Annotated in this window: 22 protein-coding genes; 11 read left to right on the top strand and 11 right to left on the bottom strand. The window is 60.6% G+C overall.

Features of this window, described 5'->3' with window-relative positions; all coding sequences use genetic code 11:
- Nucleotides 1–274: 274 nt before the first annotated feature.
- Nucleotides 275–2968 carry a cyanophycin synthetase gene (cphA, locus tag NW843_RS00215; RefSeq protein WP_414521756.1) on the bottom strand — a complete coding sequence of 898 codons (2694 nt, stop codon included), beginning with the start codon at nucleotides 2966–2968 and terminating at the stop codon, nucleotides 275–277.
- A gap of 257 nt (nucleotides 2969–3225) precedes the next feature.
- On the opposite strand from cphA, the gene NW843_RS00210 reads away from it, so the two are divergent.
- Nucleotides 3226–5502: a ComEC/Rec2 family competence protein gene (locus tag NW843_RS00210; protein WP_414521755.1), complete on the top strand. Its 2277-nt coding sequence runs from the start codon at nucleotides 3226–3228 to the stop codon at nucleotides 5500–5502.
- A gap of 182 nt (nucleotides 5503–5684) precedes the next feature.
- Here NW843_RS00210 and NW843_RS00205 read toward each other — a convergent pair whose 3' ends face one another.
- Nucleotides 5685–5960, bottom strand: coding sequence for a hypothetical protein (locus NW843_RS00205; protein WP_414521754.1), 276 nt, complete (start codon nucleotides 5958–5960; stop codon nucleotides 5685–5687).
- Between the two features lie 248 nt (nucleotides 5961–6208).
- On the opposite strand from NW843_RS00205, the gene NW843_RS00200 reads away from it, so the two are divergent.
- The 3 genes from NW843_RS00200 to NW843_RS00190 all read left to right on the top strand — a co-directional run bounded on the left by NW843_RS00200 (nucleotide 6209) and on the right by NW843_RS00190 (nucleotide 9256).
- Entirely contained in the window at nucleotides 6209–7012 is an 804-nt protein-coding gene (locus NW843_RS00200; RefSeq protein ID WP_414343102.1) for a prohibitin family protein, read from the top strand.
- Nucleotides 7013–7097: 85 nt separating this feature from the next.
- Nucleotides 7098–8036 (top strand): prohibitin family protein, encoded by a 939-nt coding sequence (locus NW843_RS00195; RefSeq protein ID WP_414521753.1) that lies wholly within the window; start codon nucleotides 7098–7100, stop codon nucleotides 8034–8036.
- A 194-nt stretch (nucleotides 8037–8230) separates the two neighbouring features.
- The gene (locus tag NW843_RS00190; protein WP_414521752.1) at nucleotides 8231–9256 is read left to right on the top strand and encodes an HD-GYP domain-containing protein; all 1026 of its coding nucleotides are present in this window, start codon (nucleotides 8231–8233) and stop codon (nucleotides 9254–9256) included.
- On the opposite strand, the gene NW843_RS00185 is transcribed toward NW843_RS00190, so the two are convergent.
- Complete coding sequence (locus NW843_RS00185) at nucleotides 9234–9926, bottom strand: ComF family protein (RefSeq protein WP_414521751.1); 693 nt, start codon at nucleotides 9924–9926, stop codon at nucleotides 9234–9236. The genes NW843_RS00190 and NW843_RS00185 overlap by 23 nt on opposite strands.
- A 209-nt stretch (nucleotides 9927–10135) precedes the next feature.
- Here NW843_RS00185 and rpsL point away from each other — a divergent pair, with 209 nt between their 5' ends.
- The 6 genes from rpsL (at nucleotide 10136) to dapB (ending at nucleotide 16059) form a co-directional block, all read left to right on the top strand.
- On the top strand, nucleotides 10136–10543 hold the full coding sequence (gene rpsL / locus NW843_RS00180; protein ID WP_011432553.1) for a 30S ribosomal protein S12: 408 nt from the start codon (nucleotides 10136–10138) through the stop codon (nucleotides 10541–10543).
- Between the two features lie 83 nt (nucleotides 10544–10626).
- Nucleotides 10627–11097 carry a 30S ribosomal protein S7 gene (gene rpsG, locus NW843_RS00175; RefSeq protein WP_011432554.1) on the top strand — a complete coding sequence of 157 codons (471 nt, stop codon included), beginning with the start codon at nucleotides 10627–10629 and terminating at the stop codon, nucleotides 11095–11097.
- A 153-nt stretch (nucleotides 11098–11250) separates the two neighbouring features.
- Nucleotides 11251–13374 (top strand): elongation factor G, encoded by a 2124-nt coding sequence (gene fusA, locus NW843_RS00170; protein WP_011432555.1) that lies wholly within the window; start codon nucleotides 11251–11253, stop codon nucleotides 13372–13374.
- A 31-nt stretch (nucleotides 13375–13405) separates the two neighbouring features.
- Nucleotides 13406–14635 carry an elongation factor Tu gene (gene tuf, locus NW843_RS00165; protein WP_414399300.1) on the top strand — a complete coding sequence of 410 codons (1230 nt, stop codon included), beginning with the start codon at nucleotides 13406–13408 and terminating at the stop codon, nucleotides 14633–14635.
- A 124-nt stretch (nucleotides 14636–14759) separates the two neighbouring features.
- Nucleotides 14760–15077 carry a 30S ribosomal protein S10 gene (rpsJ, locus tag NW843_RS00160; protein ID WP_414328725.1) on the top strand — a complete coding sequence of 106 codons (318 nt, stop codon included), beginning with the start codon at nucleotides 14760–14762 and terminating at the stop codon, nucleotides 15075–15077.
- A gap of 121 nt (nucleotides 15078–15198) precedes the next feature.
- Nucleotides 15199–16059: a 4-hydroxy-tetrahydrodipicolinate reductase gene (gene dapB, locus NW843_RS00155; protein ID WP_414521763.1), complete on the top strand. Its 861-nt coding sequence runs from the start codon at nucleotides 15199–15201 to the stop codon at nucleotides 16057–16059.
- On the opposite strand, the gene NW843_RS00150 is transcribed toward dapB, so the two are convergent.
- Together NW843_RS00150 and NW843_RS00145 are read right to left on the bottom strand one after the other, a co-directional pair.
- Nucleotides 16056–16973, bottom strand: coding sequence for a methylenetetrahydrofolate reductase (locus NW843_RS00150; protein ID WP_414521750.1), 918 nt, complete (start codon nucleotides 16971–16973; stop codon nucleotides 16056–16058). The two genes, dapB and NW843_RS00150, sit on opposite strands and share 4 nt — an antisense overlap.
- A 78-nt stretch (nucleotides 16974–17051) precedes the next feature.
- Nucleotides 17052–18563, bottom strand: a complete 1512-nt coding sequence (locus NW843_RS00145) for a hypothetical protein (protein ID WP_414521749.1) — start codon at nucleotides 18561–18563, stop codon at nucleotides 17052–17054.
- 73 nt (nucleotides 18564–18636) lie between these two features.
- On the opposite strand from NW843_RS00145, the gene NW843_RS00140 reads away from it, so the two are divergent.
- The gene (locus NW843_RS00140) at nucleotides 18637–18768 is read left to right on the top strand and encodes a hypothetical protein (RefSeq protein WP_414521748.1); all 132 of its coding nucleotides are present in this window, start codon (nucleotides 18637–18639) and stop codon (nucleotides 18766–18768) included.
- 31 nt (nucleotides 18769–18799) lie between these two features.
- On the opposite strand, the gene NW843_RS00135 is transcribed toward NW843_RS00140, so the two are convergent.
- The 6 genes from NW843_RS00135 to NW843_RS00110 form a co-directional block, all read right to left on the bottom strand.
- On the bottom strand, nucleotides 18800–19669 hold the full coding sequence (locus tag NW843_RS00135; RefSeq protein WP_414521746.1) for a DUF2993 domain-containing protein: 870 nt from the start codon (nucleotides 19667–19669) through the stop codon (nucleotides 18800–18802).
- Nucleotides 19670–19775: 106 nt separating this feature from the next.
- Complete coding sequence (locus tag NW843_RS00130; protein ID WP_414521745.1) at nucleotides 19776–21224, bottom strand: NAD(P)/FAD-dependent oxidoreductase; 1449 nt, start codon at nucleotides 21222–21224, stop codon at nucleotides 19776–19778.
- Entirely contained in the window at nucleotides 21211–21825 is a 615-nt protein-coding gene (locus tag NW843_RS00125) for a nucleotidyltransferase family protein (RefSeq protein ID WP_414343123.1), read from the bottom strand. Before NW843_RS00125 ends, NW843_RS00130 begins: the two co-directional genes overlap by 14 nt.
- Nucleotides 21815–22501: a twin-arginine translocase subunit TatC gene (gene tatC / locus NW843_RS00120; RefSeq protein ID WP_238376970.1), complete on the bottom strand. Its 687-nt coding sequence runs from the start codon at nucleotides 22499–22501 to the stop codon at nucleotides 21815–21817. Before tatC ends, NW843_RS00125 begins: the two co-directional genes overlap by 11 nt.
- Nucleotides 22502–22755: 254 nt before the next feature.
- A complete protein-coding gene (locus tag NW843_RS00115) occupies nucleotides 22756–23961 on the bottom strand; it encodes an amino acid ABC transporter permease (RefSeq protein ID WP_414521744.1) in 1206 nt (401 codons plus the stop codon).
- Between the two features lie 3 nt (nucleotides 23962–23964).
- The gene (locus NW843_RS00110; protein ID WP_414521743.1) at nucleotides 23965–25200 is read right to left on the bottom strand and encodes an amino acid ABC transporter permease; all 1236 of its coding nucleotides are present in this window, start codon (nucleotides 25198–25200) and stop codon (nucleotides 23965–23967) included.
- Nucleotides 25201–25228 lie beyond the last annotated feature (28 nt).

Below are 25228 nucleotides of genomic sequence, written 5' to 3'. Positions count from 1 at the left end.
GATCCTCAAGCCCTTTTGGATCCCTGACGTCCTCAGGCTTTTTTTGGAGATGCTTAGGGCCCCTTGAAAGCCGGGGATCCCTCAAGCCGAACACCTGCTTCTTTACACCTGCTTCTTTCTAAGAGAAGAGACAAACTGCCCTGCCCCCGCCAAGCCTAAACCTAGGATATCGCTGCCGAGAACTCATGGGTCATCTCCACCCACTCAATATCGCAATACCTGTCCGAAGAACGGAAGCAACTGATGGAGTACTGGGGAGTTGTCGACAGCCGTCCTAAGATGGCTTGCCGTCAGGGCTGGGGGAGATCAAATCTGGGCCGATGCTGTAGGAAGAGCCGCGGTAACTGGGTTTGGGGTTGAGCTTGTCTTGAAAGCGGGTGATGATCTGGATGGTGCGCTGTACATCCGCCGGAAAGATCACCACCAGGTCTCCGGGTTCGGCTTTCTCCAGAGCGGTTTCGATAGCAGTTGCCTCATCCAAGATTTCCTGCAGACGATCCCCTGCCTTTTCCTGTTCCCAACCCTGCCGGATTAGGGCGGCCACCTCGCCTGGTTCCCGTCCTCGCCGGTCATCATCTTCTTTGACAATGGCTCGGTCGAACATGCGCGCTGCCAAGACTCCCAGCTCTCGTAGGTCGCTGTTGCGCCGATCCCCAGGCCCGCCGATAACCCCAATTTTTCGTTGGCAATCCCAGCGCTCCAGGGTACTTTGAATGGCTTCGTAACCTGCTGGGTTGTGGGCATAGTCCACCAACACCTGGTAGCCCCCTACATCAAACAAGTTGAGGCGACCGGGGGTCTGGGCTACAGAACTGGTGAAGGTGCCCAGCGCCATGCGGATGTCGTCGATGGAAACCCCGTGCAGGAAGGCTGCCAAGGTGGCGGCTAGGGCATTTTGGATCATGAAGCTGGCTTTGCCGGAGAGGGTGAGGGGAATTTTGGTTACATCTTCTATGCGCAGTTTCCAGCCCCGTTTCAAAATTGAGATGTGGCCCTCTTCATAGACAGCTGCTATGCCCCCGGAAGCAATGTGCTTTTGAATGAGGGGATTTTCCGGGTTCATGCTGAAATAGGCCACTGTCGCCTTGACATTGGCGGCCATGGCGGCCACCAGACCATCATCGGCATTCAGGACGGCGTAGCCCCGCTCGTGTACCGCTTCCACCAAGACGGATTTGACGCGGGCCATGTCTTCTAGGGTTTCGATATCCCCCAACCCCAGGTGATCTGAGGTTACGTTGAGCACCACGCCAATATCGCATTCCGGAAACCCCAGCCCCTCTCGCAAAATGCCGCCTCGCGCCGTTTCCAGCACCGCCACTTCTACGGTGGGATCCCTGAGCACCAGGCGGGCGCTGTGGGGGCCGGTCATGTCTCCCTTGGCAATTTGATGGTTTTGGATGTAAACGCCGTCGGTGGTGGTGAAGCCGACCCGCTTGCCGATGCCTTTGAGGATGTGGGCGATCAGGCGGGTGGTGGTGGTTTTGCCGTTGGTGCCGGTGACGGCCAGGATGGGGATGCGGGTGTGGCTGCCGGGGGGAAAGAGCATGTCGATGATGGGCTCAGCCACATTGCGCGGGATCCCTTCGCTGGGGGCCAGGTGCATGCGCACCGGAGAAGCGTTCACCTCGACAATGCCGCCACCGGTTTCGTTGACGGGCTGGGCAATGTCCGGGCAGATGAGGTCGATGCCCGCCACATCCAGGCCGATGATCTGAGCTGCCCGTTCGGCAATGAAGGCGTTGTAGGGATGGATGATATCGGTGCAATCGACGGCGATGCCTCCGGTGCTCAGGTTGGCGGTGGATTTGAGGGTGCAATGTTCTCCTTTGGGCAGCACCGTATCCAGGGTGTAGCCTTTGCTTTCGAGGATACGCAGGGTCATGTCGTCAACGCTAATTTGGGTCAGCACGTTTTCGTGGCCAAACCCCCGCCGCGGATCCCTGTTGACTTCGTCGATCAGCTCTTGAATGGTGGAGCGGCCATCTCCCACCACATAGGCTGGGATCCGCTTGGCCACAGCCACCAGCTTGTTGTTGATCACCAGCAGGCGGTAGTCATCCCCCACCAGGTGCTTTTCCACCAACACCACATCGGAGTATTGGCTGGCGGCATCGTAGGCGATCTCGGCGGCTTCCAGGCTGGTGATGTTGACGGTGATGCCCTTGCCGTGGTTGGCGTTAAGGGGCTTGATCACCACCGGAAAGCCCCCGACATCCTCGATGGTGGCTGCCAACTCGCTGCGGCGACGCACCGTATAGCCCTTGGGCACCGGGATCCCCATGTCCTGCAGCAGTTCTTTGGTGGCCCGCTTGTCGGCGGCCAGGTCGGTAGCAATGATGCTGGTTTTTTCAGTGGTGGTGGCTTCGATGCGCTTTTGGTAGACGCCGTACCCCAGTTGCACCAGGGATCCCTTGTTGAGGCGCAGATAGGGGATCCCGCGCAGGGCGGCCTCGTCCAGCAAAGCTTGGGTGCTGGGGCCGAAGCGGACGTTCTCTCGGATCTCTCGCAACTCTTGGATGTCCAGCTCCAGGTCGCGGCGGTAGTCTTCTCCATCCACCAAAGCCTGACAGAGGTAGACTGCAGCTTTGGCTGCAAAGCGCCCGGCCTCTGCCTCTTGATACTCGAACACCACGTTGTAGGTGCCGGGGGTGGAGGTTTCGCGGGTGCGGCCAAAATCCACTTTCATGCCGGCCAGAGTCTGCAGTTCCAAGGCCACATGCTCCACCACATGGCCCATGAGGGTGCCCTCTTCCACCCGTTGCAAGAATCCCCCATAGCAGCCGCGGGAGCACTGGTGTTCCCACAGTCCCGGCAACAGGGCCTCCAACCTTTCTTTGAAACCCGGGATGGTGTTGGTGGGTCGCTCCTGCAAGTCTTCCAGATCGAGCCGCATTTGAATCAGCTTATGACGACGGATGCTCCAGTAGTTGGGGCCACTGAGAACGCGGATGGATCGGATGCGCATAGGGTCTAGGGGAAACAGCGGGGAAGGGGACAGATAACTTAGGGTCGTTTTAGGGTCGTTTTCAGGATGCCGGCGCAGGAAACTGCCAAGGACTACATCCCGCTGGCGCGACCAGCCCTAATCTACACTCCCTTTGCCAAGGTCGAGAAAGAGTATCCTTTAATACAATTCTTTCGGCAGGCGAGCAAGGTTAAGACAACGCAATGGATCCCGCTTGACCACATCGGTACAGTGGGGGGCAGACGGGTCTGCGGCACATGGAAAGAACCTATCTGCTGGGGTTGGGCTGGATCTTGGGCCTGCTGGTGCGGGCTTGGCCCCAGGCTGCCGGGTGGGGCTGGGGGATCCTGCTGGGATTGGGGCTGGCGGGATCCCTGCTGTGCCGGCGGCAACCGCGTCTGGCCCGCACTTGGCTGGCGATGGGTCTGGTGGGGTGTCTGGCTTGGAATTACCTGGGTTGGCGGCAGCCTTTTCCCGGGCCGACGGATATCAGCCTGTTGGCCCCCCAGCAGCAGATGAACTTGGTGGGCACCGTCCTCTCGGAACCTCGTCCCACCCGCAGCGAACGGCGGCAATTTTGGCTGAGAGCAGAGCAGGTGCTCAACGCCGACTCCACGGCCCGCCAGGTCAGCGGCAAGCTCTACGTCACCACCGGCCCTGAGGCCCTCCAGGACAAGGATCTCCACCCCAACCAACGGGTGCGCCTGACGGGATCCCTGTACCTTCCCAGTCCGGCCTTGAACCCGGGCAGCTTTGATTTTCAAGCCTACCTGCAGCGCCAGGGGGCTTTTGCCGGCTTCAGCGCCCGTGAGGTGATCCTGCAGCCGGGGGGAAGAGGTTGGGGGGGCTGGGTGTTGCGGCGGCGGGTGCGAGAGGCGTTCGTTGCTGGATTGGGGGAGCGGCAGGGGAATCTGTTGGCTTCCTTGGTGCTGGGATCCCGGGCCGCCCAATTGGATTTCGACTTGCAGGATGCCTTCCGGGAAATCGGCATGGCCCATGCGCTGGCCGCCTCTGGGTTTCATGTGTCGCTGTTGGTGGGGGTGGTGTTTGTCCTAACACGGCGGTTGGCGGTGCGCCTGCAGCAGGGGAGCATCCTGGCGGTGCTGGGGCTTTATACCGCCCTGACGGGGTTCAGCCCTTCGGTGTTGCGAGCGGCACTGATGGGGGCGGCGGCCATGCTGGTGCTGACGGAGCCGCGCCTGGAAGGAAAGGTGAAGCTCAATCCCCTGGGGACGCTACTGGTGGCGGCAGTTTTGCTCTTAATCTACGAGCCGCTGTGGATTACAGACCTGGGGTTTCAGCTCAGCTTTGCCGCCACCCTGGGCCTGCTGGTCGGAACAGCCCCAATTGTTTCCCGGCTGGACTTTTTGCCTCCGGCTGTGGCCACCGCCTTGGCCGTTCCGCTGGCAGCCCAGATCTGGACCTTGCCGCTGCAAGTGGCCATCTTTGGCCGCATCCCCACCTACTCGCTGCTGGCCAACCCGCTGCTGCTGATTCTGCTGGTGCCGCTGCTGGTGGCGGGGTTCGGGGTGGCGTTTGGGGCTTTGCTCTGGCCGGGGCTGGGATCCCTGCTGGCCCGGCCCTTGACGTTTTTGATCACGCCTCTGATCAACTGGGTGAACTGGATGGCCAGCTGGCCTCTGAGTTCCTACTACACCGGCCGGGTCTCCCTGCTCCAGTGCCTGCTCCTCTACGGGGCGCTGGTGGCCCTAACCTTTTGGCCGCGGTGGCGACAGGCCTTCCGCTGGCAGGGCACAGCCCTGATCATGGCCGCCATCCTCCTGGGTCCAAGGATGTGGCCGGGGCCGCCGGTCCAAATTACCGCCTTGGCCAGTGGACGAATTCCCATCCTGGCCATTCAAGCGGAAGGGCGCCACCTCTTGCTCAACAGCGGGGATCCCCGTTTGGCAGAACGCACGGTGTTGCCCTTTTTGCGGCAGCAGGGCTTGCACCGTCTGGACGGGGCGGTGGCCATGACCTCCGCCGGCTCTGCCAATGGCGGCTGGGAGATCCTGCTGTCGGCTTTCTCCAAAGGAGTACGTCCCGCCAACGCGATTGGGCAATTCTGGGACGGGGGAGGGGCTAATGCGGCTTCCGAAAGTTACCTGCGCTCCCTCAGTGCTGTGCAAGCTGCCGGGATCCCCTATCGAGTGTTGCAGCCTGCCGACCGGATCCCGGTGTCGCAGCGGTTGAACCTACAGGCCATCCACACCAACCCCCTGGTGTTGACTTTAGAAACAGAGGGATCCCATTGGCTGCTGCTGGGCTCTGCCGGCACCCATGTGCAAGCCGAGCTAACCGGATCCCCGCTGATGCCGGCCCAGATCGACTGGCTGTGGTGGGACGGGGGATCCCTGATTTTGGATCTCCTGGAGCGCTTTCAGGTGCAGGCGGGCATTAGCTCTGGCTCTGTCGGCGAGACGGTGGTCACCTGGTTCCGGCAGAAACAACGACCCCTCTACGTAGCCGATCGGTCTGGAGCGGTAAGCTGGTCGCGGCGGGGAGTGCAAACCTTGAGGTCACAATTGGATTGAGCAGCGCTGTAGTCTGGGGTACAAACTCGGTAGAATTCGAGCAAAAAAGCTTGCAGCTTCCCAAACAAAGTGGGAGAGAGGCTAGCAGGGCAAGGCGGCGGGGGATGTCTTAGACATGTTCAGAGTAGCTACAGAGGAATAGCTACAGAAGCCGATCCCGCATTCGTCCACAGAGGGTACCCCTACACCTGCAGCGGTTCCCTGGGACAAGCGGGCAGTTGCCAGCACATCTCCAGCCAGCTTTTTAGCTCCTCAGGTTGGCCCATGAGGCTCATTTCCACCAGCAAAATGGCGGCCCGGTCGGCGGCGCCTTTGGATCCGAGACGAATTAGGGCAGACAGGCTCTCTTCCCGCCAGCAGATGGATACCCCCTGCCGGATCAAGGCCTGGGCGGCAGCGGGAATGCACGAGGGTGGCACCTGGATGTCTCGCCGCTCGTAGTCGACAGTAGGTAGCATGAACGGCAACCCAAATCTTTATTATGTTTTAATCTTCTTCCCTTTTCGCCTGTCCGTCACGGGTCTTTGCAAAGTATGAAGTGATCTTTTGTAAACTTTGTAGAGTTCTCGACATCGTTGAGAACAGTGGGCGAGCAAGCGCGGGATCTCTCGCGGGATCCCTGGAGAAAACTTAAAAGATAGCGGCGATTTCTCAGCCTCATTTCCCCACAGCCGCGAGAATGGCTGCATGCGCAGGAGATGGGGAGATGCGAGCAGAAGGTTGGGAAAGGCGAGTTGGTCGCTGGTTGCCCAAGGCCACCCTTGCCGGAGCCGTGTTGATCCTAGTGGCGATGGGCAGGCCGCTGCGACTGGTGGGCAACGGAGAAAATATGGTGGTGTTCACCTGGGGAGGGGGGGTGAGCCCGATGGCTTTGCAGCCAGGTCTGCATTGGGTGCCGCCTTTTGTCTCTCGCACGGTGATTTTTGATGTAAAAACCCAAGCTCTGACCTGGAAAGACAACGACCCGACCGCCTACGCACCGCGGCTGGTGGCCCTTTCTCAGGATGGGCAGCAGATTGCGGCTGAGGCGACGCTGCAGTTTCGCATTGTGGACGCCCCCAAGGTCTATACGCAACTGGGGGAAAATTACCTGGATCGCATCGCTCCCATTGTTCGGTCGGTCATTCTGAATGAGACCAGCGGCTTTTCTGCCCAGGCTCTGTATTCCACGGAGCGCCCGCTGCTCCAGGGCCAAATCCGCGAACGGGTGGCTCTTCTGCTGAAGGAATACGGCATCGAGGTTTTGGATTTTCTGCTGCGGGATGTGGATTTCGATCCTGATTTTGTAGCGGCCATTGAGGCAAAGACCATTGCCGAAAATCAACTGGCGCAAAAGCAATTTGAGATCGAGCAGGCCCGCCAAGATGCCCGCGCCATCATTTCTCAAGCGGAGGCAGAAGCCGGTCAATTGAGAGCCAAAGCACAGGCCCTCACCCAAAATCCGCAGTACTTAGAGGTGGTGAAAGCTGCGGTACTGGGATCCCGCCTGGAAACTTTGATCACCAAATAGATAACTCAATTAGGAAATCAATCCTTTTGGCTCAGCCCCAGCTTCTTCAGCTCTTCTCACCGACCCTCGAACGGGAGCAGCCACCATGTATCCAACAGGAGAAACACCCCAAAGCAGAGTGGGTTGGTTAACCGTAGGAGGGATCGCCGTCTTGGCGGCCCTGGGAGTGCTCCGCGCTTGCCTGTACGTCACTTTGCCCGGACATGCCACTGTAGTGTTCAATACCTTTTCCGGGTTGCAGAAGGGGCGGGTGGAACTGCCAGGGGCCATCTTCCGGATCCCGGGGATCGAAACGCCGATCACCTACACCGTGCTCACCCGCGTTTGGGAGTTTACCAACAACCCCGCCTCGGCCAATGCCATCAGCAACGCCATCACCGTGAACACCGCCGATGGACAAGCCTTTGTCATCGATGTGGCCATTGCCCTCAAGCCCAACCTCGCCACTTTGGACGAGCTGCACGCCAGCATCGGCGAGAACTATCTTTCCACGGTGGTGGTGCCAGTGGTGCGCTCCAAAATTCGGGATATCTCCGCCTCTTTCGATTCGGAAGACTTCTACCGGAAAAGCCAGCGGGCTGCCATCGAACAACGAGCGCTGGACTTGATTCGCCAAGAGATGCCTACTGTCAACCGCGATGGCCAAACCCTGCCTCTGGTGCAGGTGGAGGGCCTGTTTCTGGGCAACCCCAATTTCCCACAAGCCTTAAGAGACTCGATTGAACGCAAACAGGTGGCCTCGATTACAGCACAAACGGCGGCAGTGCGGGCGCAAATTCAGGAAAAAGAGACCGAGCGGCTGCTGATCTTGGCGGCGGCCAACCAGCGGGCCATTGAGCTGAAAGGACAAGCGGCAGCGCAGAACGCGCAACTGGCGGATCTGCTGTTCTACGAGAAGCTGCAAGAGCGCATCCAAAACCCGACGGGCTCGCTGCCCCGTTTGCGCATCATCCGCGTCGAGGGCGATGCCACCGTGTTTCTCAATGTGGATCCCCATCAGGCAGCCCTGCAAAGAGGGCAGTAGGTTCAGCGAAGTTGCGGAGTACAGTCTTAAAAACCTGGGTGTAGAGTGTGTCTAGATACGAGGGCTGAGGGATGCCGTTTGAGTTTGTTGGCATCCTACCGCCAAGTGTTTGGACTGGGATCCCCTGTGGGGTTGCGCCGAATCCGGCTGAGGGGGAAAGCTCGTACTCGATGCAAGACTAGATTTTGGCCGCCATGAACTCCCGCCTGACTCACACCCCCTTTCCCCGTCTAAACCCGAAGCTGGCGGAGGCGGATCATGTTTTGGTGGTGGACGATCAGGCCAGCAGCCGCCTCTACATCGGTGAGCTGTTGCGGTCGGCCCACTTCCGCGTGAGCGAGGCCACCAACGGCGAAGAGGCTTTGGAGGCTGTGGAGCGGCTTCGGCCAGACTTGGTGCTGTTGGATGTGCTGATGCCGAACATGAGCGGGTTCGATGTCTGCCGGCAACTGAAGGCCAATGAGCTGACCCGCCTGATCCCCGTTGTGCTGATCACTGCCCTGACCGACCGCTCCAATCGCCTGATGGGGATGCAGGTGGGGGCCGACGACATTTTGACCAAGCCCTTCGATCACGTGGAGCTGCTGGCGCGGGTACGCTCATCCATCCACCAAAAGCGCTTGAACGAAGACCTGGATCACGCTGCCAGGGTGTTGTTTGCCATTGCCCGCGCTGTGGAGAGCCGGGATCCCACCACGGGTGACCATTGCGAACGCTTGGTGGTCATGGGGGAACAGTTTGGCCGTTACTTGGGGCTGTCTCGTCAACAGGTCAAGGCCCTGCGCTGGGGCGGCTACCTGCACGACATCGGCAAAGTCGGGATCCCGGATGCGATTTTGTGCAAGCAGGGCAAGCATACCCCGGAAGAATGGGAGATCATGAAATCCCATGTGTTGATCGGCGAAGACATTTGTCGGGGCTTGCGCACCATGCAGGATGTGCTGCCGATCATCCGCCACCACCACGAGCGTTGGGATGGCAGCGGCTACCCGGATGGGCTGGCAGGCGAAGAGATCCCTCTGTTGGCCCGCGTCTTTCAGGTGATCGACATCTTCGACGCTCTGATCTCCCCTCGCCCCTACAAACCGGCCCTGACCGCCGAACAGGCCCTGGAAGTGCTGCGGGAGGAAACCCGCAAGGGCTGGCGGGATCCGAACTTGGTGCGCGAGTTTTGTGACTTTATGTTTGTTACGGCCTTTAATCTGCTGGAGGCGGGATAGGGGCTAGGGTTCCGGGCCAGGCTGGACAGGCAGCTTTTGGGGTTTGGGCGACGACAACTACTCCGGCCACCGGGATCCCGGCAGCGACCAAGACCTGCTGCGCCGCTTGGACGGTGGAGCCGGTGGTGTAGATGTCATCCACCAGTAGCACCGGCGTGGCGGGAGCGCGCTTGAGAGCAAAGGCGCCTGCCAAGTTCTGCTGGCGTTGCAGGGGGTTGAGCTCATGTTGGGCCGCTGTGGCCCGCACCCGCACCAGAGCGTCAGGTAAATGTCTTAGACCCGTCCGCTCGCAAAAAGCTTGGCTGATCAAAGCCGCCTGGTTGTAGCCCCGCTGCCGCAGCCGCTCCGCATGCAGAGGGATGGGCACCACCGTGTAGGCCCCAGGGGAGCCTAAAGAGGTGGACTGGCTTTCGACCCAACGGGATCCCAGCCATTCTCCCAAAACCGAGCCAATGCGCCGTTGTCCTTCGTACTTCAGGCAGTAGATGGCCCTGCGCAGCGCCCCCCGGTGGATCCCCCAGGCGTAAAGTGGCCAAGGCGAGGTGGTGACTGGCCAAGTGGCAAGGCGCTCCGCCTGCAACCGCCTTTGACAGTCTTGACAGAACACGGCCTTGGCAGGGCGCCGGCAAAGCGGACATGGAGGCACAATCCACCAATCTAACCAGCCCATCGTCTGCTAGGGATCCTTTCTGGTGTGCAGAGTCTCCTAAAAAGCTGAGGCAAGGGGGGAACGAGGCCGAAATTCAGACTCGGCCAGGCTAACAGCCCAGCAGTCCATCCCCAAGTTGACGCTGGGATCCCGCCTTGCTAGGATTCAATATCGCCGGATAATTCAACCGGATAATTTAAAATTTAAGTCGTGACCTTCTCTGCCAGCCCATGCCCACCATTCAGCAACTGATCCGTGAGGAGCGCAGCGTTGCCGCTCGCAAGACCAAGTCTCCTGCCCTGAAGGCTTGTCCACAGCGGCGGGGGGTTTGCACCCGAGTGTACACGACAACGCCCAAAAAGCCCAACTCGGCCCTGAGAAAAGTGGCTCGCGTTCGCCTCACTTCCGGCTTTGAGGTCACTGCCTACATTCCTGGCATCGGCCACAACCTGCAGGAGCACTCTGTGGTCATGATTCGCGGTGGGCGGGTTAAGGATTTGCCCGGCGTGCGTTACCACATTATCCGGGGCACCCTCGACGCTGCAGGGGTCAAAGACCGCAAACAAGGCCGCTCCAAATACGGGGCGAAACGGCCCAAGCCGGGCCAAGCTCCAGCCGCCGCTGGCAAGAAAAAATAGCTTTGCCCTCACCCTCAACCCTCCATATCCCACTCGTCATCTTTCTTTCTGCCATCCCCATCTGAACAAGCAACCCAGCTCCTATGTCTCGCCGCAACCGTGCCCCTCGTCGTGATGTGCCCCCGGATCCCAAGTATGGGAGCCGTCTGGTTACCATGCTGATCCGCAAGTTGATGATGAGGGGTAAGGCATCCCTGGCTGCCAGGATCCTCTATGAAGCTCTGGACATTGTGCGGGAGCGCACTGGCCAAGACCCACTGCCCTTGCTGGAAAATGCTGTTCGCAACGCCACCCCACTGGTGGAGGTGAAAGCCCGCCGGGTGGGCGGAGCCACTTATCAGGTGCCTGTGGAGGTGAGAGGAGAACGGGGCACTTCCCTAGCGCTGCGCTGGTTGGTGACCTTTTCGCGCACTCGTCCAGGTCGCACCATGGCCGCCAAGTTGGCCAATGAGCTGATCGATGCAGCCAACGAAACCGGCAGCGCCATTCGACGGCGGGAAGAGGTGCATCGCATGGCCGAGGCCAACAAGGCCTTTGCCCACTACCGCTACTGAACTAGCCTGGCGGAGCAGTGGAGACTTTTGGGATCCCTGTTCTGCCCAGCCCGAGTTCCAGCGAGGTGGAGAAAAATCGGCAAAAAAGATTAGAATTGTAAAGGATTTTTTAGTTTGCCCAAGTCGCAGGGCGACGAGGATTGGGAGGTTGACGTGGCACGCACAGTTCCCCTAGAACGAGTCCGAAACATCGGCATCGCGGCTCACATCGATGCTGGCAAGACCACGACCACAGAGCGGATTCTCTTCTACTCCGGTCTGGTGCACAAAATTGGCGAAGTTCACGACGGAACTGCGGTCACCGATTGGATGGCCCAGGAGCGGGAGCGGGGCATCACCATCACCGCTGCGGCCATCACCACCCGTTGGACTAAGCGGGATCCCGCAAATCCTTCCCAGCCCCTCTCCGGCGCACCGGAGTACACCATCAACATCATCGATACTCCTGGGCACGTCGATTTCACCATTGAAGTTGAGCGCTCCATGCGGGTGCTGGATGGGGTGATCGCCGTCTTTGACTCGGTGGGCGGCGTGCAGCCTCAGTCTGAGACCGTCTGGCGGCAAGCCAATCGTTACAATGTGCCCCGCATTGCCTTCGTCAACAAAATGGATCGCATGGGGGCCAATTTCCTCAAGGTTTACAACCAGATCCGGGAGCGCCTCAAGGCCAATGCTGTGCCCATCCAACTGCCCATCGGTGCCGAAGACGGGTTTTGCGGCATTGTTGACTTGGTGCGGATGCAAGCCCGCATTTATATGGATGAGATCGGCAAAGACATTCGTCCGGCCCCCATCCCTGAGGAGATGAAAGATCTCGTGGCAGAGTATCGGGCCAAGCTGGTGGAAGCAGTGGCCGAGACGGACGAAGCTCTGATGGAAAAGTACTTCGCCGAAGAAGATCTGAGCGAAGCCGACTTGATGGCGGGTCTGCGCAAAGGCACGATCAGCGGCCAAATTGTGCCCATGCTGTGTGGCTCTGCCTTCAAGAACAAGGGAGTCCAGATGCTGCTGGATGCGGTGGTGGATTACCTGCCCTCGCCTGTGGATATTCCGGCCATCAAGGGGGTGCTGCCAGATGGCTCAGAAGTGTCCCGCCGTGCCAGCGACGATGAGCCCTTCTCCGCCCTGGCCTTCAAGTTGATGAGTGATAAGTACGGGGATCTCACCTTTATTCGCGTCTACTCGGGGGTGTTGACCAAAGGTACTTATGTGCTCAACTCCACCAAGAACAAGAAGGAGCGAATTTCGCGGTTGGTGGTGCTGAAGGCCGATGAACGCTTGGACGTGGATGAGCTGCGGGCAGGAGATCTGGGAGCTGTGGTGGGCCTCAAGGACACCACCACCGGAGACACCCTCTGCGACGAAAATGCGCCGGTGATCCTGGAGTCTCTGTTTATCCCAGAGCCGGTGATCTCAGTAGCGGTAGAACCCAAAACCAAAGCCGATATCGATAAGCTCTCCAAGGCCCTGCAGGCCCTGGCCAAGGAGGATCCCACCTTCCGCGTGTCTGTGGATCCCGAGACCAATCAAACCATCATCTCTGGGATGGGCGAGCTGCACCTGGAGATCTTGGTGGATCGGATGCTGCGGGAGTTCAACGTAGAAGCCAATGTTGGTAACCCACAGGTGGCCTACCGCGAAACCATTCGCAAGCCGGTTAGCCGCGTGGAAGGCAAGTTTGTTCGCCAGAGTGGTGGCCGCGGCCAGTACGGCCATGTGGTTATCGACCTAGAGCCGGCGGAGCCGGGTACAGGATTTGAGTTCGTTTCCAAGATTGTGGGTGGCGTTGTGCCCAAAGAATACATTGGGCCAGCCGAGCAAGGGATCCGAGAAGCCTGCGAATCCGGTGTGCTGGCGGGCTATCCCTTGATCGACATCCGCGCCACCCTGGTGGATGGCTCCTACCACGAGGTAGACTCCAGCGAAATGGCCTTCAAGATCGCCGGTTCGATGGCTCTGAAGGAGGCCGCTCGCAGGGCAAGCCCTACCCTGCTGGAGCCGATGATGAAGGTCGAGGTGGAAGTCCCTGAAGCCTTTGTGGGGGATGTCATCGGGGACATCAACGCCCGCCGCGGCCAGATGGAGGGGATGAATACAGAAGGCGGCATTACCAAAGTCAATGCCAAAGTTCCGTTGGCGGAGATGTTTGGCTATGCCACCGACATTCGCTCCAAGACCCAGGGTCGAGGCACCTTCACGATGGAGTTCAGCCACTACGAGGAAGTTCCTCGCAGTATCGCCGAAGCCATCATTGCCAAAAACAAAGGAAATGAGTAGCTGACTGAAACCAAAAAGGAAGTGATGATTCATGGCACGCGCTAAGTTTGAACGCACCAAACCCCATGTCAACGTTGGCACCATCGGCCATGTTGACCACGGCAAGACCACCCTGACGGCTGCCATCACCACCACCTTGGCCGCTTTGGGTCAGGCCACAGCCAAAAGGTACGATGAGATCGACGCAGCGCCAGAGGAAAAAGCTCGCGGCATTACCATCAACACCGCCCACGTCGAGTATCAGACTGCCAACCGTCACTACGCCCACGTGGATTGTCCCGGCCACGCCGACTACGTGAAGAACATGATCACAGGCGCGGCTCAGATGGATGGGGCCATCTTGGTGGTGTCTGCAGCTGATGGTCCCATGCCCCAAACACGGGAGCACATCCTGTTGGCCCGTCAGGTAGGGGTGCCCAGCTTGGTGGTCTTCCTAAACAAAGAAGACATGGTGGACGATCCAGAGTTGCTGGAGTTGGTGGAGCTGGAAGTGCGGGAGCTCCTCTCCAAATACGACTTCCCCGGCGACGACGTTCCCATCATCAGAGGATCGGCGCTGAAAGCCCTAGAAAGAATGACCGCCAACCCCAAAACCCAGCGGGGCGAAGATCCTTGGGTGGACAAAATTTATGAGCTGATGGATGCGGTGGACTCCTACATTCCCACGCCTGAGCGGGATGTGGACAAGCCCTTCCTGATGGCTGTGGAGGATGTCTTCTCGATTACCGGTCGGGGCACGGTGGCCACGGGCCGGATCGAGCGGGGCCGCATCAAAGTGGGCGAAACGGTGGAATTGGTGGGCCTGCGGGAAACTCGCTCTACCACCGTTACCGGCCTGGAGATGTTCCAGAAAACCCTCGACGAAGGGATTGCCGGCGACAACGTTGGTGTGCTGTTGCGGGGCATTCAGAAGAACGAAGTGGAGCGCGGCATGGTGCTGGCCAAGCCCAAGACCATTACTCCTCACACCAACTTCGAGTCTGAGGTGTATGTCCTCAAGAAAGAGGAGGGAGGTCGCCACACGCCCTTCTTTGCCGGCTATCGTCCTCAGTTCTATGTGCGCACCACCGATGTAACCGGCACCATCTCTTCCTTCACGGCTGATGACGGATCCCAGCCAGAGATGGTGATGCCTGGTGACCGCGTCAGGATGACGGTGGAGCTGATCCAGCCCATCGCCATTGAGCAGGGGATGCGCTTTGCTATCCGCGAGGGTGGCCGTACCGTCGGAGCGGGTGTTGTCTCCAAGATCCTGAAGTAAGCTGCTTTTTCTCGGCAGGGATTGAGTGCCGACGGCCCCAGACCAACTCAGTTGCGATAGTGGCGCGGAGCACTTTCCCTGCCAGCTTTTTTGAGTCCCCCTTTTTCTGGATTGCTCTCCGGCCATGCCTACCTTGACTCAACAGAAAATTCGTATCCGCCTGAAGGCTTACGATCATCGGCTGCTGGATACTTCCTGCGACAAAATCGTGGATACGGCTCGTCGTACCGACGCCGTGCCGGTTGGCCCGATTCCTTTGCCTACTCGGCGCCGCATCTACTGTGTGCTGCGCTCCCCCCACACCGACAAGGACTCGCGGGAACATTTTGAAACCCGCACCCACCGGCGCATTATCGACATCTATTCCCCCTCTTCCAAAACCATCGATGCTCTCATGAAGCTGGATCTGCCGGCAGGGGTAGATATCGAGGTGAAGCTGTGATGGATCTGCAGGGATCCCCCGCTTTCGCAGTCATTTCGTAGAGCTTGGATGAGGGCAGCAGCGGGTGACAACATCGGTTGATCCGGTCGATCGCGATAGTGGTACAGACCCCTCTCAGGGGTTGGCAACTCCAGGAGCGGCCCAATCCCCCATCCCGGTTTTGGTGGTGGGGGCCCTGGGCAAAATGGGGCGGGAGGTGGTGCGAGCCGTTGCCCAGACGCCCGACATGAGGTTGGTGGGGGCAGTAGCCCGCTCGCAATTGGGCTCGGATATTGGCGAGGTGCTGGGCCTGGGATCCCTGGGGGTGGAGATTACCGACGACCTGCCGGGGCAGTTGCTGAGGTTGTCGCAGCGCAGCAGCCGCGGCGTAATGGTGGACTTTACCCATCCTCGGTCGGCCTTTGAACATGTTCGCTCGGCCATTGCCTTTGGCGTACGCCCGGTGGTGGGGACGACGGGCCTGACGCCGGAGCAGGTGGAGCGGCTGCGGGATCTGGCGGACAAGTCGGGTGTGGGCTGTTTAATCGCGCCCAATTTCGCCATCGGCATGATTTTGCTGCAGCAGATGGCGCTGCAGGCGGCCCAGTATTTTGACCATGTCGAGATCATCGAGCTGCACCACAACCGCAAAGCGGATGCCCCCAGCGGCACGGCTCTGCAGACGGCCCAACGGCTGGGGCAATTGGGCAAGGCCTTTAACCCGCCCGTTCGCGACAGCGGGACGGAGTCCTCAGTGGAAGAAAAAGAGCTGATCCCCGGTGCGCGGGGAGGGCTCTCTGGCCCCAACATCCCCATTCACAGCGTTCGTCTGCCGGGGTTGATCGCCCACCAGGAGGTCATCTTTGGTGGGATGGGGCAAACCCTCACGTTGAGACACGACACCACGGATCGGATAGCTTTTATGCCAGGGGTGATCCTGGGGATCCGCAAGGTGCTGCAGCTTCAAGGTTTGGTCTACGGGCTGGAGCAGGTCTTGAGCTAGTGGGTCAGGGGAGGGATCCCGGCCTCATCCAGGATGCGGGGGATGAGGTGCTCGGCTTTGACGGCCATCAGATGCACCCCGTGGCAGATTTGGCGGGCCTGCCGCACCTGTTCGGCGGCAATGCGGATCCCTTCTTCGAGGGGGTGGGCGGCGTTGGCCAGCCGCTGGATAATCCCGTCTGGGATCTTCACTCCTGGCAGGTTGCGGTTGATAAACTCGGCATTTTTGGCCGACTTGAGCAAAAAGATGCCAGCCAAAATGGGCTTGCCGGCGGGACGGCCCAACTTATCCATGAAGCGCTCCAGCTGCTCGAAGTCGGTGACCATCTGGCTTTGGAAAAATTGGGCTCCGTTTTCCAGCTTGCGGTGGAAGCGCCGCTCCAGGCCGGAAAAGCTGCCCGATTGGGGTTCTACTGCTGCCCCCGGCAACAGATGCGTGCCCCCATCCGGGAGAGGTTTGCCATTGCAATCGAGGCCATTGTTCAGCCGTTGGATAAGCTGCAGCAAGCGCACCGACTCCAGATCGAATACGGGGCGGGCATCGGGGCAATCGCCGATGTGGATGGGATCCCCGGTGAGGGCCAACACATTGCGCAGGCCAAGGGCTGAGGCCCCCAACAGATCCCCTTGCAGGGCCAGACGGTTGCGATCTCGACAGGCCAACTGCAGGATCGGTTCAACACCCGCCTGATGCAACAGCACCGAGGCCGCCAACGGGCTCATGCGGGCCATGGCTCGGTTGGAGTCCGTGATGTTGATGGCATGCACCCGCCCCTTGAGCTGCTGGGCCAAAGACAGCAGGGTGCTGGTGTCGGATCCCTTGGGGGGGGTGATCTCGGCGGTGAGCAGAAATTCCCCCTGCTGGATGGCCTGGGCGAAGCGGGACAGGGGAGGTGATGAGGGGATCAGGGCCACAATTTCGGCAGAAAGGGTAAAACGGGCTGGCCTATTATCGACTTTTCCAGGAGGTTTTTCCAGACAGGTCGTCCTTTCTCAGAGCTTGGGCGAGGGAAGGGGGCTGGGCGGGGGCTGCACCCGCATTTCCCCCAGCCATATCTGGGGATCCCCCTGTTGCAGATGCTGCCGCCAATCTTGTGCGGCTGCAGGAGGGATCCCGTCCGGGCTTAAAGTCCAGCTCCAGCCGATCACCTGAGGCCAGCGCTGCGCCTCCAGACCTTCCAGCAGCGGTTGAGAGGTTGCTGAGCCCGGAGCCGGCCCGCGGATCACCACAGGCACTTCCGGGTTGAGGGCCTCAAGGCGGCGGTACAGCGGTTCAAAAGCGGCGGGATCCCCCGTTACCTGTAGGCTCAGCCAGTCCATCCCAGGGAAGTTAGCCCAGGCGGACACGGCCTCTGCATCTTCTCCGTCCAGCTCCACCACCCAGAGCAAATTGGCCGAGGACTCCGTCCCGCTAACGCGAACAGAGCGTAGGGTTTGCATCAGGTGTTGGTAGGCCCGTTGTTGCAGCGAGGACTCCGTCCCACCAAAGGGCTCCCCACCGCTACCGCGAGCGCGTTCGGGATCCCCGTCGCCAACAACGACGGCCAGGATGATGGGGGTGGCAAAGCGCTGGATCCCGCGGGCCCAAGAGCGCAAGGTCTCATCGTGATCCCCATTGGCCAAGGCAGAAAGTTGGGCCGGATCCAGCCGCAGGCGCAGGTAGGGGACTGAGCCGCTTTCCCGCAGGCGACTGGCCAACTGCTGTGGAAAGTCCTGGCGGGGATCCCAGAGGTGATCCACGGCTGCCCAGGCGGGGGGTTGACCAATGGCCTGGCGGTAGGACAAGAGCTGATCCCAAGTGGGAATGCCCGGCCAAGCAGCCCCGTGATATAGCCGGCCCGGAGGCGGCGGCAGCGGCCTACCCCGTTGAAAGGGGGCGGAATCGGGTGGGATTGGCGAGGTAAGGACAACCTCCAGCCGCAGCGGCGGCAAAACTTCACCGGCAGGGGGATGCGGCAGGGAGAAAGGGAGGATCCAACTGCGCTCCTGGAACTGGCCTCGGATGATCTGCTGAGGGTGAAAGTCCTGGGGAGGTGGCAGCGGTTCCAGCGGGTCTTCCCCCCAGAAAGCCCGTTGGATTACCAAGCGCACCCCTGCGCCGGGGTGGATCAGAGGCGTGGTGGTATCCAGGTGAAAGCTACCCCTGAGGCGGGTGGACGTCTCGTTGGGCTCAACCCGGAAGGAGAAGGTGAGCTGGTCAGATCGGTAGGTGCCTGGAGCGGGGGAAGCAGTGGGGGGCGGGGATCCCGGCAGGCTTTCGCAGTCGGTGCAGGGAAAAATGGCCTGCGGATGGAGCGAAACGGGAGCCTCGCGGGCGGATTGCAGTTGCTCAGCAGTGATGACAAAACTGGCCCAAAGGTGTTTCAGACGGGGCTCCCGACCAGGCTGAATATCGGAAAAGGATCGGCCTTCGGGAGTGGCCGTCCGCGTGCCGACAGCCGTGCCGTCCAGAGGCACCGTGGAAACTGGGTCGCCAGCACATCCCCCCAAAAAACCAACCGACAAAATCAGCAGCAGCGCCCAGCAGATTAAGGGTTTGAGTTTGCAGTTGGATGGCTGCCTCTGGGAGCCCTGGATCATGGCTTCACCTCAATACACCACTCCCACGCCACCGCTTTTGGCCCGCAGAGGGTTTTCCCGCTCACCGCTAGAGGGATCCTCGCCCAGAGGCACACCCTTTGAGATTGATCCCGATCACACCCGTTGCTGAACGGGAAAGGTCTCCGTCCTGCCCAGGCGAACTATCCCTGCGGCACGGTTGCGACTTCTGGGTAAATGGTCAGGATCCCTTCGTAGAGGATTTGGCCGGGCTGCACCTCCAGGCGGTCAATGCGCACGCCCGGATCCAACTGAATGGGGAAATCGGCCAGGCCGGGGATGGGGATCTCTTGGCCTTCGCTCACCCAAAGGGGATTGACCAGCCGCAACCGGTTGGGGCCTTGGGCTTCTAGGCCGGTCAGCACCGTCACCGGCGCTTCCACCCCTTCCGGAGTGGTCAGGTTAGCCTGGATGCGCAGCCGACCCTGTTCCAGCGTGACCTGAGGCTGGCGGATGAGAAAGGGCACCACTTGGCCCCCAACGGGCAACTGCACCTGGGCCTGGGCCAGTTGGGCTTGGATGAGGGGAGCCTGAAGGGTGCGGTTCAGGTCTTCCTCGGTAAGGCGTAAACTCACCTGCACCGGCACAGGGGCCAATAGCCGCAGCGGGCTCCGTCCCTGGATGGCTTCGCCCACATTGAGGCGAATATCCTGGCCCCGCAGCCGCAGATGACTGATCTGAAAGCCTTGATAGCTGAGGTTGTCTCCCGACACCTGGGCTTGAGGGATCTGCCCGTTCAAAATCTGGGCGTCGGAGCCGGCAATCTGTACCTGCAGGTTATCGACCCTCTGCACCTCAGAACGGATCCAAGCCGCCACCAAAGGGCTGAGAAGGGATCCGGCAATCTGGGCAAATCCGGGGGGCCAAGGCCAAAACATGGTGGGTAGGCTGAGCAGCAGAGCAAACCCCAGCCGCTGCCCCGCTTGCGAAAGCCGTTGGCGGCGACAGGTTGCCGATTGGGTTTGGAGAGGAGACGGATCTGGACTGGGCCGATGGCAAGACGTGAGCAGCACTGGATACCTCGGGAGCAACAACAAGCGATGGTTTCCACCCAACTACGACCAGACTAGGGCAGGACTTCTCCGCCGAACAGAGGGATCCCCCGCACACTTGGAGAGGCTATCCATCCGTCAACTGCCACCAAAGATACCCCAGCCGCAGATAGTGCAGCCGTAACCAGGGCAAAGGGAAAGCGCGGGGCGGCTGGCGAAACAGAGCGCTCATCTGGGAAGGGATCCCGGCGATCTCCTGGGCCAGCATTTTGCCCGCCCACACTGCTGTGGCCACACCGCTGCCGTGATAGGCCAAGCCGTACCACAGGCTGGGATCCGCCGGCGAAGGGCCAATATGGGGGTGAAACTGCCGAGAAAGGCAGACCAGTCCATTCCAGGCGTACTCGATCTCCACCCCTTCCCAAGCAGGGAAAAGACGATAGAGCTGTCGGGTCATCCAAGCGCGCAACTGCCGTCGCTCCGTCGGGGTATCGCGGGTGCCGCCCCGCCCCCCAAACAGCAAACGCCCATCCGGCAGTAGGCGGTAATAAAACAGCAGCCGCCGCATGTCGTAGAGTGGCGTCGGATTCCACCACCCTTGCGCTTTCTGCTCCTGAGGCGTCAGAGGTCGGGTGACCAGGATGTTGGACAGTGCCGGCAGCAGGGATCCCGCCAGTTGGGGATACAGGGCCTCTGGGGTGTAGCCGTTGGTGGCGATGACCAAGTGTCGAGCGCGCACCGTTCCTCCCGGCGTGTGACAGATGTGTTGGGATCCCACCTTTTCCCAGGCCGTGACCGGACTGCCGCTGTACAGCTTCGCCCCCCACCGGTGGGCCGCTTGGGCCAGCCCTTGGGTGAGCTTGAGGGGGTTGAGGCCAAACCCCACCCCGATGTGCAAAGCGCCGTGGTTCTCTTGGCTGTTGAAGCCGCGTTCCCGCAGCTCTTTGGGGTTGAGGAGCTGGGCCGGGTAGCCCGCCACCTGAGTACAGATCTGGTACTCGGCCTCTAACTCCGACCATGCCTGTGGACGATGGGCCACTGCGTAGCAGCCCTGTCCCTGAGCCTCTAGGGAGAAGCCCTCGCTGGCCGCCAGCTTCTGAACGGTTTCCACTGCCTGCCATTGATCCCGGTAGTAGCGCTCTGTCTCTGCCAGGCCCACCCGCCGCACCATCTGGGTGTGGGTAAGGTGGCTCGACCCCACCCCGCAAAAGCCACCGTTGCGTCCCGAGGCCCCCCAACCCAGGGATCCCGCCTCCAGCAGACAAGCATGGATGCCATGGTCGCGGGCCAGGTGCAGAGCCGTCGATAGCCCCGTCAATCCTCCCCCCACAATGACCACCTCCGCGCTCACCTGCTCCTGCAAAGGTGCCGGATGCCGCCAGCCGGGATCTTCTATCGTGCTCTCCCAGTAGCTGCCGACCGGGCAGGCAGGATCGTAGGTGCTGGCAGGATAAAGGCCCTTTCTCATACGAGCAATGGGAAGAACATCTTGCTGGGCAACGCCGAAGTGCTCGGTACCGCTGAGGCGACCGGTCGCAGGACAAGTGCTGAAGGGGATCCCCTCACTCCTGGGCAACGCTGTCGCAACCGGCAGCAGCGGCCTCCATATCGGCAGGGGTATTGCAGTCCAGGAAGATCTCAGGAGTGTAGAGCTCCACCTCCTGTACCCGCCTGCCCAGATCCTGCAACAACCGGCGCAGGCCCAGGGTTTCTTCTCGGAGATCCAACAGCTTTTCCCGCAAGCGCCTGTCGATCAGGGTAGGGTGCCCCCGTCGTCCTCGATGCACCGGCACAGTAGCCCAAGCGCGGTGGCGCAGATGGTACTCCAGCAAGCTGTGGTAGATCCACGCCGGGCGGGGCTGATCCACCGCCGAAATGGCCAGCACCTGAAAATCGGCAGGGATCCCTTCCACCCCTACCCGAATGGAGTGGGTCTTGCCCAGCTCAGGAGCCGGATTGACCAGCACCTCTGCCCCTGCCAAGTGGGGTTGGGCTGCCGCCAAATGCTGGGATCCCAGCACCACCCAGGGTTGAAACCCCGCCTGTCGCCACTGAAAAATCTGGTAAGAGAGCAGGGTTTGCCCATCTTTCCAGGGCAGAAAGGCTTTCGGCTCTCCCATCCGCGTGGAAAACCCAGCCGCCAAGATCAGCGCATGCAGCTTCGGCTCATTTGCCAAGGAGCTTCACCAGCAGAATGCCAAACAAGTACAGAAACGTCACAGCCCCGGCCAACAGGCTCTGGGTGAGGGGATCCGTCGAGGGGGTGAGAATGGCCCCCGCCACCACCGCGCCCAGAACCACATAGCGCCAGCCCTTGAACATCTGCTCGGCAGTCACCAGCCCCAGCGCCCCCAGCAGCGCCTGCAAAATCGGCACCTGAAAGGCCAGGCCGGTACTGAACAGCAGCAGCAGCACAAACTCGAAGTAGCGGTCAATGGACCAAGCCTGATCCACCACCCCTTCGCCATAGCGAATGAAAAAGTTAAGCGCCGCCGGAATGAGGAGATAGTAGGCAAAGACCAAGCCGGCCACAAACAGAAGGCTCGATCCCAGCACCACCGGCCCCAGCAGCTTGCGCTCCTTCACGCTCAGCCCCGGCAAGACGAAGCGGGCAATTTGGTAGAGCAAAAAGGGCGTGGCCAGCAATAACCCCGAGTAGGCCGCCACCTTCACAGAAACGAAAAAATACTCCCCCGGCGCCAGTTGCAAAAAGGTAACCCCCCGAGCGGGCACCTCCAGCAGGGCGACAATGCGATTCACCACGGCAAAGCAGGCGATGATGCAGATCGCCACCGCGATCACGCTGGCCAACAGGCGGCTGCGCAGCTCTTCCAAGTGCTCCATCAAGGTCATTTCGACCTCGTAGGGAAACTCCGGATCCCGCACCCGACCAGGCTCAGGGGCCGCCGCGGCTTGCTCCGGGGATTCGGTCTCAGAGGCAAGGGTCATGGGCCAAGGTGTAACGAGACGTTCCCCGCTATCTTAGCGCTGCCCCCTCTCCAGGGAAAAGCACTTGTCGAGCCGCTATAGGGGGATGTAGCCCTGGCCTGTTAAGGGGATCTTGGGGCCTGAGCAGAGGGGACGGGGAAGGGGAGTGGCTGCAATTTCTAGCGCTTGCCCAAGCCCAGCGCCTTTTCCACCTGCTGGGCGGCGTAAGCCATGGCAAAGCAGCAGATAAAGTAGATCAGGCCGATAAAAAACAGCACTTCCCGCTGGGTGCCCAGCCAGTTGGGGTTAGTGAACACCACGCGCCCCGCCTGCAGCAGGTCGATGAGGCCGACAATGAACACCAGCGACGTGTCTTTGAAGAGAGTGAGGAACTCGTTCACCAGCGCCGGAACGGCTGCCCGCAGTGCCTGGGGCAAAATCACCAGAGCCGTCACTTGAAAGGGGTTCAAGCCGAGTGCCCGTGCCGCTTCTAGCTGGCCCAGCGGGATTGACTGCAGGCCGCCCCGCACGTCCTCGGCCACGTACACGGCTGTAAACAAGATGAAGGCCACCTCCGCCCTGATGATCAGGTTGACGCTGATCCCCCCCAGAAAGAAGGGCACCAACAGCCAGGCGGCAAACAGAATGGTGGTCAGGGGCACCCCCCGCACCAGCTCGATCACCAGCGTGCAGAAGATCCGGATCACCGGCAACGCCCGATTGGCCCGGCCCAACGCCAGCAACACCCCAATGGGGAAGCCGATGATCATGGCGGCTGCCGCCAAGATCAAGGTCAGCAGCAGTCCAGACAGTTGCTCAGCCCGCACTGCCGGCCAATTGGGGCCCAGGTTGCCCAGCAGCAGCTCCAGACAGAGGGGCAAGATCAAGGCCCAAACCCAGATGGAAGCCAGCCGCCAGGATTCCCGTCCGCGACTGAGGGCAATAGCGGCAAAAGTCGCTCCAGAGCAAACCGCCAGCCACCCCTGCGACTGGGTTCCCAAAGGCAGGAAAGCGGCCAAGCCCATAGCAGCTCCCAAGAGAATGAGGTAGTGCAGCAGCACACCGCCCCAAGCCCCCCCCGCTACCCCCAAGGTGGCCAGCACAATTCCCAACACCGCCCACACCCGCCACAGTTGGCTGCTGGGGTAGGTGCCGCTGGCAAAGATTTTCAGGTTGGCCGGGATCACTTCCCAGCGGGCTTGGGTGAACGCCCAGTTCCAGAACAGGGAAATTGCCCAGGCCAACACCAAGGCGGAGACCAAGGTGAGCAAGGTGCTCAGCCAGGAGTCGAACAGGTTGCGGCGCACCCAAGCCAGAGGACTTTGTTTCTCCCTGGGGGGGAGTACCTTTTCTTCTACAAGGGGAGAGGAGAGACTGCTGGGCATGGGTTAGCGCTCCACCAATTTGACGCGGGCATTGAGCCAGTTCATGCCGTAGGAAACCACCAGGTTAAAGGTCAGGTAGGTGGCCATGAGGATGGCGAACATCTCCACCGAACGTCCCGACTGGTTGATGATGGTGCTGCTGATGTTGAACAGATCGGAGAAGCCAACGGCAATGGCCAAGCTGGAGTTTTTGATCAGGGTGAGATACTGAGTGTTCAAGGAGGGGATCATGATCCGCAGGGCCTGGGGCACAATCACCAAGCGAAAGGTTTGCAGCTCCGACAGGCCGACGGCCCGGGCCGCCTCCCACTGCCCCCGCGGCACCGCCAAAAAGGATCCCCGCACCACTTCGGCAATGTAGCAGCCGGTGTAGGTCACCAAGCCCAGCATCATGGCGGTAAACTCCGCCGAAAGCTGGATCCCACCCCGGAAGTTAAAGCGCTCCAGTACCGGGACATCCAGCCGCACCGGCGGCTCTGGGAAGAGCACCCAGCAGGCCACCGCCAGCAGCGCCACCCCCGCAGCCACCCACAGGTTCCGCTGCCGGGATCCCAGCTCGGGTCGGCAGACTAGGAGCAGCTTGCGGATCCCCCACCCAGCCGCGATTACAATGGCCAGCGCGGGAACCAGCCAGCCGCTGGGATCCAACCCGGGCAGCTTCACTCCCCGCTGGTTGATAAAGACAAGCCCGCCGATGGAGAGACTGTTGCGCACCCCCGGCAGGGTGAGGATCACCCCCTGGTACCAGAAGATCACGATCAGCAGCACCGGGACATTGCGAAAGATCTCGGTAACAACGGTGGCCAGCTGGCGGGCCAGCCAGTTGCTGGAGAGGCGAGCCATCCCCAGGACAAAGCCCATCGCCGTCGCCAACACAATGCTGACTGCCGACAGCCAGAGGGTGTTCACCGCCCCCACCACCAGCGCCTTCAGGTAGCTCTCGGAAGGGTCGTAGGGGATCAGCCCCTCGGTGATCCCAAAGTTGGCGGAGTTGCCCAGAAAGCGAAAGCCCAAACTGATGCCCAGGCGGCGCAGGCTGGCGAGGAGGTTCTGAGCAAGGATCCCGAACACCAGCAGCACGGCCACGACAAAGGCCACCTGCAGCAAGAGCTTCAGGATACGCTCATCCCGCCACCAGGGGGGGCGAAGGTGGGACTGGTCGGACAGAGAAGTCATGCGGGGCAAGCAAAAATTCAGAGCACAGCAGAGAATAGGGGATCCCTGGCCGGTACTGACCAACCGGGATCCCTAGGCCCGGATTCCGAAT

Origin of the sequence: Synechococcus sp. R5-12, assembly GCF_047502655.1 — a bacterium.
In the GTDB taxonomy this organism is placed as follows: Bacteria; Cyanobacteriota; Cyanobacteriia; order Thermostichales; family Thermostichaceae; genus Thermostichus.
The sequence above is the reverse complement of the archived record's forward strand: the minus strand, read 5'-3'. Positions and strand labels throughout refer to the sequence as shown.

Coding starts and splice junctions, on each gene's coding strand:
- NW843_RS00210 (WP_414521755.1), top strand. CDS start 3,226: ATGGAAAGAACCTATCTGCTGGGGTTGGGCTGGATCTTGGGCCTGCTG.
- tuf (WP_414399300.1), top strand. CDS start 13,406: ATGGCACGCGCTAAGTTTGAACGCACCAAACCCCATGTCAACGTTGGC.
- tatC (WP_238376970.1), bottom strand. CDS start 22,501: ATGACCTTGATGGAGCACTTGGAAGAGCTGCGCAGCCGCCTGTTGGCC.
- rpsL (WP_011432553.1), top strand. CDS start 10,136: ATGCCCACCATTCAGCAACTGATCCGTGAGGAGCGCAGCGTTGCCGCT.
- rpsJ (WP_414328725.1), top strand. CDS start 14,760: ATGCCTACCTTGACTCAACAGAAAATTCGTATCCGCCTGAAGGCTTAC.
- NW843_RS00140 (WP_414521748.1), top strand. CDS start 18,637: ATGGCTTCACCTCAATACACCACTCCCACGCCACCGCTTTTGGCCCGC.
- NW843_RS00185 (WP_414521751.1), bottom strand. CDS start 9,926: ATGGGCTGGTTAGATTGGTGGATTGTGCCTCCATGTCCGCTTTGCCGG.
- NW843_RS00190 (WP_414521752.1), top strand. CDS start 8,231: ATGAACTCCCGCCTGACTCACACCCCCTTTCCCCGTCTAAACCCGAAG.
- NW843_RS00200 (WP_414343102.1), top strand. CDS start 6,209: ATGCGAGCAGAAGGTTGGGAAAGGCGAGTTGGTCGCTGGTTGCCCAAG.
- cphA (WP_414521756.1), bottom strand. CDS start 2,968: ATGCGCATCCGATCCATCCGCGTTCTCAGTGGCCCCAACTACTGGAGC.
- NW843_RS00115 (WP_414521744.1), bottom strand. CDS start 23,961: ATGCCCAGCAGTCTCTCCTCTCCCCTTGTAGAAGAAAAGGTACTCCCC.
- NW843_RS00205 (WP_414521754.1), bottom strand. CDS start 5,960: ATGCTACCTACTGTCGACTACGAGCGGCGAGACATCCAGGTGCCACCC.
- rpsG (WP_011432554.1), top strand. CDS start 10,627: ATGTCTCGCCGCAACCGTGCCCCTCGTCGTGATGTGCCCCCGGATCCC.
- NW843_RS00195 (WP_414521753.1), top strand. CDS start 7,098: ATGTATCCAACAGGAGAAACACCCCAAAGCAGAGTGGGTTGGTTAACC.